The following is a 12,850-nucleotide window of genomic DNA, read 5'->3' as shown; positions in this document are numbered from 1 at the left end:
TGATTCATTTTGTAAATTCCGCCTATGAAAAAGCTTTTCTTCCTGCTTATCTTCTCCTGGATACTAACACCTGTTGCGGCACAAACTGCAGCCATCAAAAAATGGGCGGAAACGGAGTTATTGCATAAAACGCCTATGGAACAGGCCCATGCCGGTATTTGCATCTATGAGCCTGCCACAGGTAAATACTGGTATCAATACCAGGATGATAAATATTTCACCCCCGCCTCCAATATGAAAATTTTTTCCCTGTATGCAGGGATGAAGTTGTTAGGAGATTCTCTTCCCGCAGCCCGTTACTATGAAAATGATACAGCGCTATTTGTAAAAGGTATGGCGGATCCTTCTTTCCTTCATCCCGACTATACTTATCAGCCCTTACTGCAATTACTGCAGCAAACTAATAAGAAAATATACCTGGTGCCAGCAATGAACGCCAATCAACGCTATGGCGCCGGCTGGTCGTGGAGTGATTTCGCAGATGATTACCAGCCGGAATTGAATGAATGGCCTATGTATGGTAATGTGGTGCGTATCCGGCACCATCTGGACAGCAACAGCATTTGCCCCCCATTATACGACCTGGATATTACGGCAGATGATACCCTGAGTGAATCTATTGTTACCCGGGACGAACGCCATAATTTCTTCTACCTGAAATATAACCCGAAAGATAAGAGCGTCCTGGAAGCAGAGGTACCATTCATTGCCGGATCTGTGCAGGAACTTCGGCAGCGGCTGGAAGATACCTTGCATAAACGTATAGGGCTAGCCGTTAATCCTCCGGCTGCCCGGTTCAATGTCTTACACAGTATTCCTGCAGATTCCTTATATACACCGATGATGCAGCGTAGCGATAACTTTTTTGCCGAGCAAACACTTATGATGGTGGCCTCCGCGCTTTGGGATACCATCAGCAGTACCCGCGTCATGGAATACGTGTTGTCGCAAGTGCTAAAGGCGTTACCACACCCGCCTACCTGGGAAGATGGATCTGGCCTGTCGAGGTATAACCTTTTTACGCCCCGGGATTTCGTTACCGTACTGTCGCTATTGAAAGCGCAGTATCCACAAGATCGCCTATGGCACATCTTTCCAACAGGAGGGAAAGGAACATTGAGAAATTATTACCAGCAACAGTTTGTACATGCGAAAACAGGTACGCTAACCGGCGTGGTAGCCCTGAGTGGCTACCTGGTGACGAAGAAGAATAAGGCACTGGTATTTAGCGTACTGGTGAATAACCACCATGAAACGGCCAGCAGTGTTAGGAAAGCAATAGAGCGGCTGCTAACGATGATATGGAGAGAATATTAATCAGGGCATCAGCGTATAAGACACGATCCGTGTAGTATCCTGTTCCTGGTCGGCTTCTATTAGTCCAATGCCTTTACCGTAATAGCTGGTGGAAAGGGTGCCAACCGGAACCGCGTTTCCCAAAACAAGCGCAAAAGCATCCATTCTTACCGCAATTACTTCCGCGTAGTCCTTGCCGTTAACGGCTTTGGTAATGCCTTTTTGGGTAACCGTAAATTGGATAATGCCGGAGGTGCTGATGCCACCATTGGTTACGGAAATGGTATCCTGCCAGGAAGTACCTGCGGGCACATTATCTTTCAGATAGGTAAGTTTCAGATCGTCGGCCTTATAGCCCTGGAAGGTAAGAATACTGGCTACCTGCGTATAAATGCCGGTATTACAGGCGGAGCAGGTGAATACACTGTCGTTGCCAATCTTCTTATATACATTGCCATTAATGGTGGTGTCTCCCGAAACGGTGAGCGTATAATGGGTGGTATCCTTTGCACTGTTCACATTTACATAAGAAAAAGAAGAGCCATTGGTATAGGGTGCATAATCGCAGTTACCCGCGGGTGGCTGGGAGTTATCCCCCTCCCGGCTCATTTCTTTACTACAGGCAAACAGCAGGGTAACTGCAGCCAGCATAACGATGAGGACGTAACATTTCTTCATAAAGAATGGTCTTATACACCTATAACGTTTACAAGTATAAATTTATGCAAAAAAAGCCATTGACGCCGATTGCTAATAGCTTTTTAATGCGGCCATTTATCGGCAACTAATAATGGCCCAACAAGCGTTTCAAAAATTAAGCGCTCACTTCCTCATAAATATTAGAGATAACCGTTAAAAAGACATTTATTTTTAGAAAATAATTAAGACATTTATAAATATCTTACAAAGACGTGATAGCCCGTTTGAAAGATATTGAAAACCGATTCATAGATAAAAAACGTAGCATTATAGATTTCACTTGTTGTAGCGCGATAGGCCCTGATTGGGGAAAATGAAAAACTATTATTAAACCAAAATTTGAGTCGTTCAAAAGCACATGCCGTTATGATTACCGATTTAGCTAAGCGATAGCTAATAAACCAAATTTTTTATTATCATCTCTAAATCACTTGTAGCATGAATCCACGTTATGCAAAGGCTATGCTATTGCTATGCCTCTTTGCGACCACAACGAGCGCCGTTACTGCGCGCGCCCCAATGCCAGGAGTTTGGCAGCAGGGCAATCTAGTTGTTAAAGGAAAAGTAAAAGACATCAATGGGAACCCATTGCCTGGGGTAACCGTGTTGGTGAAAGACACTAAGAAGGGCGCCACCACAGATGAAAAAGGAAACTATGTACTGAGTGATGTAAAAAAAGACGCAGTATTGGTATTCCAGTATATTGGCTTCGACCCACAGGAAATAAAGGTGGAAGGAAAACCCAGCGTTAATGCGGTATTAAAAGAGAACCAGAAGACGCTGGATGAGTATGTAGTCGTTGGATACGGTACCCAGAAGAAAGTAACTAAAACCGGCGCCGTATCTTCTGTAAAAGGAGCGGAATTACAGCAATCGCCTAACGTAAATATCTCTAACTCGCTCGTAGGGCGTATTCCAGGGATTATTGCCGTGAACAATAGTGGAGAACCCGGTTACGATGGTTCCCGGATATTCATCCGTGGTCGTAGCACCCTGGGCAACAGTGCACCACTGGTGGTGATAGATGGATTTCCCCGTGATGGTTTTGAGCGAATGAATCCTAATGACATTGAAAGCGTTTCTATCCTGAAAGATGCGGCGGCGGCTATTTATGGATCCCGTGCAGCCAACGGCGTTATATTGGTAACTACCAAACGGGGGAAAGGTGGTAAACCTACACTGGGATATGGCTACAATCAATCATTTGTTACGCCTACCAGGTTGCCTAAAATGGCCGATGCGCCCACTTATGCACGTGTAGTCAATGAAATCCTGAAGTATGGCGGCGATAAGCCGAAATATACCGAAGATGAAATCAAGAAGTTCGGCGACGGCTCCGATCCCTGGTTGTATCCTAACACCAACTGGTATGATGCCGCTATTAAAAAGATTTCCCTGCAAAACAGGCATGATCTTTCTTTGAGTGGCGGTACCGAAAAAATGTCGTATTACGTATCATTAGGATCGCTGTTCCAGGACGGTATTTATAAAAGCAGCGCCACTAACTACAAACAACAGAATGTCAGGGCCAATCTTGATGCGGTAGTAAATGACTATATCCGCCTGCGTTTCGACCTGGCTGGCCGTTTGGAAAACAGGAATTTTCCGCCACGTAGCGCCGGCTCTATTTTCAGATCACTCATGCGCGGCCGCCCAACAGAAAATGCCATCTGGCCCAATGGATTACCAGGTCCGGATATTGAATATGGTGATAACCCCGTTGTAACAGGAACGAACGCCATCGGTTATACGAATGATAAAAATTACGTTATTAACACCAATATGTCAGCCGTAGTAAATATTCCATGGGTACAGGGAATGTTTGTAGATGGTAGCTTTGCTTATGACCAGAATTTCGATTTCGTAAAATCTTATATTAAGCCATGGACCTTATATACACTCAACGACGTAAATGATCCAACACATAAGTTAAATGCGGGATCAAGAGGCGTGAGTGCACCACAGCTGAATGAATCCTTTGGTACACTCCGACAGATCACTTACAACATTAAGCTGAACTATGTCCGTTCTTTTGGTAAACATAATGTCAGCAGCTTTATCGCCTTTGAACAGGCAACGCTGCGGAACGACAACTTTGCTGCCAGCAGAAAGTACTTTATCAGCGATAAATTAGATCAGCTGAGCTTGGGCGCAGATAAGGAAAAAGATAATAGCGGTGGCGGTTTTGAGTATGCGCGTCGTAACTACTTCGGCCGTGTCTCCTATAACTACAATGAAACCTACCTGTTTGATTTCAACATGCGTTATGATGGCACACAAAACTTCCCTAAAGGTCGCCGCATGGGTCTTTTCCCTGGCGCTTCTGCCGGGTGGGTATTATCTAACGAGCCATTCTGGAAGAAAAGTATCCGCACACTCGACTACTTCAAGATCCGCGCTGCATGGGGACAAATGGGTAACGATCTGATCGACCAGTTCCAGTATCTCAGCACCTACGGTTTCAGCAGTGGCGGCGTAATGTTTGGCGGTGATCTGAATAAAGGACTTTACCAGTTGAGATCTCCCAATGAAGCCATCACCTGGGAAGTGGCCAACAACTATGATGTAGGGGTGGAAGCAAAGGTATTGGGCGATAAACTGGCATTGGAAGCAGACTATTTTATGACGCGCCGTTCCAACATCCTGGTGGCCCGGAGCCAGTCTATGCCGGGATATACCGGAATGACCCTGCCACAGGAGAATATCGCGAAAGTGCAAAACAAAGGCTTCGAGTTAGTGATGAGCCATAAACGGGACATCAAAAAATTCCATTATGAAGTAATCGGAACCGTTACCCATGCACAAAATAAAGTGTTGTTCTTTGATGAAACGCCGAACCTTCCCGTATGGCAACAAGCCACCGGTAAACAAATAGGCGCCCCGCTTTATTACCAGGCTATCGGCATCTATAAAACACAGGAAGAAGTAGACAAGAGCGCGCACGTAGGCGGCGCCAGGGCAGGAGATGTAATTTTCAAAGACGTGAATGAAGATGGCGTCATTGATGATCTCGACCGCATTCGCCAGGACCGTACAGAAAACCCTACCTGGATCTTTGGACTAACGGTTACTGCGAAATTTAAAAATTTTGATTTCACCATGTTATGGCAGGGCGCTACCGGTGCGAGCCAGTACCTGCGCACAGAATCCGGTTTGATTGGGAACTTTCCGATGGCTTATGTAGAGGACCGCTGGACAGAAAGCAACCCCAATGGTTCCTGGCCCAGAGCGTATGACCGTGACCGTGAGTACTGGGTAAATCGCCAGAATACTTTCTGGTATTGGAATACCAACTATGCCCGTTTAAAGACGCTGGACCTTGGTTATAATTTCCCATCGCCCATGTGCAAACGCATAGGTTTACAAAATCTGCGTGTATATGTAAGTGGACAGAACCTGCTCACCATCGACAAAGTGAAGATTTTTGATCCGGAAGCACCCAGTGGTAGCGGACAATACTATCCACAAACCAAGATCTATAATGTGGGATTAAACGTAACCTTTTAACTAGTGTGTTATGAAAAAGACAACCATCATCAAATATATAGCGGGCGCATTTATTGTATGTGCGGCAAGCAGTTGTAACAAGGATTTCCTGGAGAAAAAACCTCTCACAGAATATGAAGAATCGGATGTTTGGAAAGACGTCGGCCTGGTACAGGCATTTGTAAATGACTTGTATGTGCAGATGCGTCCGGGATATAACGAAGTAATGCTGTCTTCAATGACAGATGAAAGCCGTTTTATTCACGATTATAATACTTCCAGGGTAGTACAAGGGAATGCTAGTGCCGATGATGTGGGCGCCATTAATGATTTCGCCCGCTGGGATCCGCATTATAAAGCAATTCGCAATTGTAACATGTTCCTGGAAAAGATAGCCTCCGTACCTATTACCGATGAGTCCCGGCGGACCCGGATGACCGGAGAGGTACATTTTATGCGCGCCTGGTATTACCAGATGTTGGTAAGGTATTATGGCGGTGTGCCCCTGATTACCCGGACATTCAATATCAAAGGTGATGAGCAGGCCATTTTGAATGTAAAGCGCGCTTCTTTTGATGAATGTATCAAATTCATTGTGGCAGAATGTGACTCCGCCATTAAGCAGCTGCCATCAGCTTACGATGTGGTAGCCAATAAGGGAAGGGTAACCGCTGCCGCGGCGATGGCGCTGAAGTCCAGGATACTGCTCTTTGCCGCCAGCGACTTGTTCAATGATAGTAAAGTGCCTAATGAGTTGATGGGATATAAGTCCGGCAGTCAGACCGACCGTTACAAACTGGCCATGGCCGCAGCCGATGATATCATCAAGTTGAATACTTTCCGACTGTATAAACCTACAGACAATGCCACAGATAACTATAGCCGTATATTCCTGGATAAGGATAACCCTGAGCTGATCTTTGTAAAGTTGTATGACAAGGCCTTGTTAGGTACCTCTCACGACCTGTATAATGGACCCAACGGGTATCACAACTGGGGAGGCAATGTGCCAATTGAAAACTTTGTAACTGGTTACCAGATGAAAGATGGTACTCCTTTTTCCTGGAGTAATGCGGCTCAGGCCAAAGCGCCATATACCGACAGAGATCCCCGTTTTTATGCCACTATCTTGTACGATGGTGCAAAATGGAAACCTCGTCCGTCGGATGCGGCTAAAATAGATCCTGTAGGAGTTATCCAAACGGGTAAATATGAAGCACCCAATGGTAAAGACAGTGTATGGGGGCTTGATACGCGCAACAGCACCATCGAAAACTGGAACGGTACCTTCTCCGGCTACTACCTACGCAAGTTCATGGATAAGAACCTGGACGCCCAATTTTTTCGGGGCGACCAGTCCTGGGTGTTCTTCCGGTATGCTGAAATATTGCTGAACTATGCGGAAGCAGCTATTTGGTCGGGCGATGAGGACAAGGGGAGAGCGGCATTAAATCTGGTGAGAGAACGTGCAGGTATGCCGTTGATCACTGCCTCGGGCGCGGCGCTGAAAGCAGCATTGAAATATGAAAGACGGTATGAACTGGCATTTGAAGAGCACCGTTTCTTTGATGCGCGCAGATGGAGAGATGCAGAAACCGCTTTTAATGAAAATGCAAAAGGCATTGAAGTGCTCGGTTCCCAGATTGCCGGCCATCCTTTTAGGTATAATGTGATCAGTATCCAGGACAGGAAGTTTGTAAAAGCTAAAAACTACCTGTTACCTATTCCTGCCAATGAAATCAGGAAAAATTCGAATCTGCAGCAGCAGGTTGATTATCAATAGTATTGACATGGGGTTATAAAAAAAATGCCGCGAGATCATCGCGGCATTTTTTTATAAATAACGTTAACGATTATACGCCGAGTGACCAGCCATCGCGGTACGTACGTTTTACAAACTGGTTAGCCTCATCGAAGTTGGTAATCTTCATATTCTGGCCATCCCATAGCAGTTTTACATAGCGGCCTGGATAGTCAAAGCCTTTGCCATTCGCTTTTGGCTTGCGGATATCGAAGCTGCGTATGGCCAGGTTGGCCATCAGAATAGATTCCGTGAGTGGTCCAGCAATATCAAATGGAGAGCTGAGGGCTTTTTGTTGTTTACTGCCAAAACCGGCAATGGCGGCGTTTACCCATTGTACGTAGTGACCTTCCGGAACACGTGCAATGGTTTGTGGTACATTTGCTTCTGTTGTCCGGGAAGTAGGCAGCAGTTTTGGATACATACCGTAGGTACCGCACATCATTTTACCTTTATCTCCTATAAATAAGGCGCCGTTACCACCGTCTCCCATGGTTTCATTAGGACCCAGTTCTTCCGGACGTTCTGGCTGAATGCCACCGTCCATCCAGTGAAGTGTTACTTCTTTACCATTTTTACCTGGGAATTTCATGATAACATGAGAAGAAGGAGGGCAGCTTTCCGGGAAGTATCCTCGGGTAAATTCACCTACGTATACGCTACCTACGCTACACTCTACGGAAGTAGGATAGCCCAGGCCAAGTACACGGAAAGGCGGTTCAATAATATGACAGCCCATGTCGCCGATAGCGCCGGTACCGTAATCCCACCAGCCGCGCCAGTTGAATGGCACCAGGTTATCTACATAATCCTTTTTAGGAGCAGTACCTAACCACAGGTCCCAGTCCAGTTCTTTGGGAACATCCTGTTTGCCGGTAGGCCAGGGAATACCCTGTGGCCATACGGGGCGATCGGTCCAGCAGTAAACGGTATGTACATCACCTACTAAACCGGCATTGTACCATTCCATCAGCTGACGAACGCCATCGCCGGAGGAGCCCTGGTTACCCATCTGGCTTACCACCTTATATTTATTGGCGCCCTGTGTGAGCATACGGGCTTCGTAAATATCGTGTGTCAGTGGTTTCTGTACGTATACGTCTTTTTTCAGCTGCATGGCGCCCATCGCGGCTACGGCGTGGGTGTGGTCTGGTGTTGACACAGACACCGCATCAAAATTTTTATGCTCCTTTTCGAACATCTGCCGGAAGTCCTTATAGAATTTAGCTTTAGGGAACTTCTTAACTGCTTCCGCTGCGCGGCGTTCATCTACATCGCACAGGAAAGTAATATCAGCAGGACCTTTGGCGAATTCAGAGATATCGCTGAATCCTTTTCCGCCCACGCCGATACCTGCTACGCGCAGGCGATCGCTGGGGGCTACATAGCCGCGGCCAAGTACGTGACGTGGAACTATCATGAAACCGGCGGCAGCCAGCGCACCGTTTCTCAGGAATGATCTGCGGGAAACGTTGTTTTCTCCCTCATTCTTTTTTTCTGGAATCATTGATGTGAAGTTTTCTGGATTTAAATTATGAAATAGCTAGTTAGGTCGTTATTCCCAGGTCATCAGCTTACTCCTGTCTTCGATTTTCAGGCAGGTAGCCAGCGTTTTTTCATCATAAGCATACCCGTACTGTTGTAATACATCGGCAGGCACGCCATCCCATTCGTTGGGGGTGTTGCCTACGTAATTCAGGTCTTTGATGCCTATCTTGCTAGTGAAAAATCCGGTGGCGGTAAGGTTCCGCATCCTGTTAAAAAAGGCAACGCCCTGGCTATTTTCCGGTGCTGCTTTTTCCGGATAAGCAATCAGGTCTACTATCGCAATGCGTTGCTGTTCGCTGCAATCTGCAAATGATTTGTTGTACCGCTTAGCACATTGCAGGTCCAGCCAACGGAGCCCACCCCGCATGGGGAGCTGATGCTCCGGCATATCTTTTACAATAAATTCAATGAATTCAGGCACTTTGGCATCGGATGCGCTACCGGAGTGGGCGTCTGCCGGAATGATAATATCTGCCAGGATGGTGATGGTTTTCATTTCTTCCGGGGAGAAGAATTTTTCATCCATCAGCGCTTTATCCCGTTTTGCTTCATCCGCTGTGCGGCCATAGCCGGGCGTTTTGGCTACCTCGTCTTTATGGCCGGTATCGCCTTTTTTATCTTCACATCCGGTGGCAGCTAAGATGGTACCTACTGATAGGGTTCCCAATGCCAGGGCCTTCAATGATTCTCTTCTGTCCATGAAAAAAGCTTAAATGATTAGATACTCTGTTTTTTCAATTGGTCTACGATATATTCAGATGCTCGCATTGACAGGGCCAGGATGGTCCAGGTAGGATTTTTATCCGCCTGAGATACAAACGCGCCGCCATCTACTACGAAGAGATTTTTAACCTCATGTGCCTGGTTAAATTTGTTTAACACAGATTTACGTGGATCATCACCCATACGGGTAGTACCTACTTCGTGGATAATACGACCGGGATTTTCCAGGCCATACTTGGTATCTGCACCGGGTTTGGTACCGTTGGCGATGCCTCCCATTTCATGGATAATCTGCTCGAAAGTATCCTGCATATGTTTGGCCTGTTTGATTTCGTGGTCGCTCCAGGTATAATGGAAGCGAAGTACCGGGATACCAAATTTATCTACCACGTTTGGATCTATTTCACAGTAATTATCTTCCCGGGCAATACACTCGCCCCTGCCCGCAAAGCCGATGTGGGCACCATAGAAGCGGCGATAGTCGTCTTTCAGGGAAGCGCCGTAACCGCCGGCTGCTTTTGTTTTACCATCGCGGCCAGGGTATTTCCCATTCATATGTTCCATGCCAAAGCCATAGCCATAAGAAGGCATGTGCATACCACCGCCAAATTCAATATGATAGCCACGGGGAAAGTCCAGCTTTTTGTTATCTCCCCACCAGGGTACGTACATGTGCATACCACCAACACCATCTTCATTATAGCGCTTACGGTCCATCAGCTGTGGAAGGAATCCGCCCCTGGAAGACCCGGTGGAGTCATGAAGGTATTTACCTACTACGCCGCTGGAATTAGCCAGTCCATTAGGATGCTTGGCCGATTTGGAATTGAGCAGCAGGCGGGCTGACTCACAGGCGCTGGCTGCCAGTACCACTACTTTGGCATTAACGGAATATTCCTGCATATCCGTTTTGTCGACATAAGCTACGCCGGTGGCTTTACCACTGTCGTCGGTCAATACTTCGCGCACCATCGCGTTTGTATACAGGTCTACATGCCCGCTTTTCATCGCCGGTTTCACCAGTACAGACGACGCGGAAAAGTCGCCATATACGGTGCATCCCCGGTTACACTGGCTACAGTAGAAACAAGGGCTGCGATCTTTATTAACAGAGCGGGTGAGAATAGATAAACGTGCGGGGATAACTGGAATGCCCAAACGGTCGCCTGCCTTTTTTACCATCAGCTCGTGCAGCCTGGGTTTGGGAGGAGGGAGGAAGAAGCCATCGGGCTCGTTAGGCATATTTTCTTTAGATCCGAATACGCCGATCATTTTATCAACGCGGTCATAATAAGGAGCTACTTCTTCATACGTAATAGGCCAATCATCCCCTAATCCATCATACGTTTTGTGTTTAAAATCGCGGGGGCCAAAGCGTAGTGAAATGCGGCCCCAGTGGTTGGTTCGACCTCCTAACATGCGGGAGCGGAACCAGTCGAATTCGGTGCCGTCTTTTTTCGTGTAAGGCTCACCGTTAATTTCCCAGCCTCCGTAGGCGGCGTCAAAGTCGCCAAACGGACGGGTGGTACTTGCCCCTCTGCGGGGCGATTCATACGACCATTTCAATTGGGTGGCCTGTTCAGGATCTGCCGGATCGTATTTGGGACCCGCTTCCAGGAGGGCTACTTTCAGACCGGCATCAGATAAAATCTTTGCTGCCATTCCCCCTCCGGCGCCCGAACCAACAATACAAACATCGTAAGCCTGCCCCTTTTTTTTGATTTCGAAAGCCATTTGCGTGGATATTTTAGACTTTTTATAAGAAACACCGGTTTTAAATCTATAAATTAAATGCGGAAAAAGGAAGGTTTTTTATATGAGCGACCATCATGCGTATATTATCGGCATAGATATAGGCACCAGCAGTGCAAAATCGATTGTGCTAAGGATGAACGGTAAATTTGGGGCAGTTTTTCAACAGTCGTATTCTACCCAACATCCCCAGCCCGGTTATAGTGAGCAATCGCCCGAAGTAATACTGGGTGCCGTCAAAACTGGTATCCGCACTGTAGTAGCCGAAATGGGCTATCCTCCTACGGCTATTGCCTTCAGTAGCGCCATGCATAGCATTATGGCAGTAAGCCAATCTGGTAGAGCGCTGACGCCTCTTATTATCTGGGCCGACAACCGGAGCGAATCCTGCGCCCTGGCCCTGCGCGATACCCCTGAAGGGAAGGAGATATACCGGCGAACCGGTACGCCTGTACATGCCATGTCGCCGTTATGTAAGCTGATCTGGCTGCGGGAGCAGCAACCGGACCTGTTTGCACAGGCGGTCATGTTTCCGGGTATCAAAGAATATATTTTTCACCATTTTTTTGGAAGATATATCACCGATCACTCCATAGCTTCCGCTACGGGCTTATTCGACATTCATGCTTTACAATGGAATGATATGGCGCTCCGGGTAGCGGGCGTTGGGCCGGCACAGTTGCCGGAACCAGTGCCGGCCGACATGGTGATACGGGGGCTTCTACCCGCAGTGGCAGCCGATCTGGGCATTCCGGCCAGCACGCCCTTTGTTATAGGAGGCAGCGATGGTTGCCTGGCGCAATTAGGCAGTGGCGCCATGTCGCCGGGGCATGCCACACTGACCATTGGCACCAGCGGGGCGGTAAGGATGGCCGGCAGCCACGCCCTTACCGATAGTAAGGGCCGCCTTTTTACCTATCTCCTTACAGATCATATATATATTACTGGCGGCGCCTCCAACAACGGTGGAGTGGTATTGCAATGGCTGATCAGGGATTTCCTGCAACAACCGCCGGAAGCGCTGGACCGACTGGTCAATGAAGCCCTGAAAATCCAGTCTGATCACCTCTTATGTCTGCCTTACTTGTTGGGAGAACGGGCGCCTATGTGGAATAGCCACGCCACGGCGGCATTTATAGGTATACAGCCCCAACATACCCCCGCACATTTTACCCGGGCGGTATTGGAAGGTATTTGTTTTGCCTTGTTAAGTATCAAAGCCGCGTTGCAGGAAACCGCAGGGCCGGTGCAAAAAATATTGGTGAGCGGAGGCTTTACCCACTCACCGGGCTGGATTCAGCTGATGGCGGATATTTTCGGGCAAACGATGCATCTGCAACAGGAGCGCGACGCATCTGCCCTGGGCGCTATTATCCTGGCTACCAGTGCATTAGGGTTACCTGAGCCGGTAAATACAGCAACGGCGCCAGCTATAGCATTTGATCCCGACAGGAGTTTATATGATTGGTATCAGCAGAAATACCAGCGTTTCCGGAAGGTATATGAATTGCTGGAGGAGCAGAAAGCATAAGGCAGAAAGCAAAA

At 47.5% G+C, this 12,850-nt stretch carries 8 protein-coding genes; 4 read left to right on the top strand and 4 right to left on the bottom strand.

Annotated features, from left to right (window positions below; all coding sequences use genetic code 11):
- The first annotated feature begins 24 nt into the window (after positions 1 to 24).
- Positions 25 to 1,317 (top strand): D-alanyl-D-alanine carboxypeptidase/D-alanyl-D-alanine-endopeptidase, encoded by a 1,293-nt coding sequence (locus tag HGH90_RS30845; RefSeq protein WP_169192742.1) that lies wholly within the window; start codon positions 25 to 27, stop codon positions 1,315 to 1,317.
- Here HGH90_RS30845 and HGH90_RS30840 read toward each other — a convergent pair whose 3' ends face one another.
- Positions 1,318 to 1,974 carry a hypothetical protein gene (locus HGH90_RS30840; RefSeq protein WP_169192741.1) on the bottom strand — a complete coding sequence of 219 codons (657 nt, stop codon included), beginning with the start codon at positions 1,972 to 1,974 and terminating at the stop codon, positions 1,318 to 1,320.
- Between the two features lie 459 nt (positions 1,975 to 2,433).
- On the opposite strand from HGH90_RS30840, the gene HGH90_RS30835 reads away from it, so the two are divergent.
- Positions 2,434 to 5,502, top strand: a complete 3,069-nt coding sequence (locus HGH90_RS30835; RefSeq protein WP_169192740.1) for a SusC/RagA family TonB-linked outer membrane protein — start codon at positions 2,434 to 2,436, stop codon at positions 5,500 to 5,502.
- 10 nt (positions 5,503 to 5,512) lie between these two features.
- Positions 5,513 to 7,264 (top strand): RagB/SusD family nutrient uptake outer membrane protein, encoded by a 1,752-nt coding sequence (locus HGH90_RS30830; RefSeq protein ID WP_168765026.1) that lies wholly within the window; start codon positions 5,513 to 5,515, stop codon positions 7,262 to 7,264.
- A gap of 70 nt (positions 7,265 to 7,334) precedes the next feature.
- Here the strand turns inward: HGH90_RS30830 and HGH90_RS30825 are convergent, their stop codons facing one another.
- Genes HGH90_RS30825 through HGH90_RS30815 form a run of 3 tightly spaced genes read right to left on the bottom strand, consistent with a single transcriptional unit; the run spans position 7,335 to position 11,287 of the window.
- The gene (locus HGH90_RS30825) at positions 7,335 to 8,789 is read right to left on the bottom strand and encodes a Gfo/Idh/MocA family protein (RefSeq protein WP_145661809.1); all 1,455 of its coding nucleotides are present in this window, start codon (positions 8,787 to 8,789) and stop codon (positions 7,335 to 7,337) included.
- A 48-nt stretch (positions 8,790 to 8,837) separates the two neighbouring features.
- Entirely contained in the window at positions 8,838 to 9,530 is a 693-nt protein-coding gene (locus HGH90_RS30820) for a gluconate 2-dehydrogenase subunit 3 family protein (protein ID WP_169192739.1), read from the bottom strand.
- Positions 9,531 to 9,547: 17 nt separating this feature from the next.
- A complete protein-coding gene (locus HGH90_RS30815) occupies positions 9,548 to 11,287 on the bottom strand; it encodes a GMC family oxidoreductase (RefSeq protein ID WP_168765028.1) in 1,740 nt (579 codons plus the stop codon).
- Positions 11,288 to 11,369: 82 nt separating this feature from the next.
- On the opposite strand from HGH90_RS30815, the gene HGH90_RS30810 reads away from it, so the two are divergent.
- A complete protein-coding gene (locus tag HGH90_RS30810; protein WP_169192738.1) occupies positions 11,370 to 12,836 on the top strand; it encodes a gluconokinase in 1,467 nt (488 codons plus the stop codon).
- Positions 12,837 to 12,850 lie beyond the last annotated feature (14 nt).

Origin of the sequence: Chitinophaga sp. Ak27, assembly GCF_012726295.1 — a bacterium.
Taxonomy (GTDB): domain Bacteria; phylum Bacteroidota; class Bacteroidia; order Chitinophagales; family Chitinophagaceae; genus Chitinophaga.
This window is presented reverse-complemented; position numbering and strand designations above follow the sequence as displayed.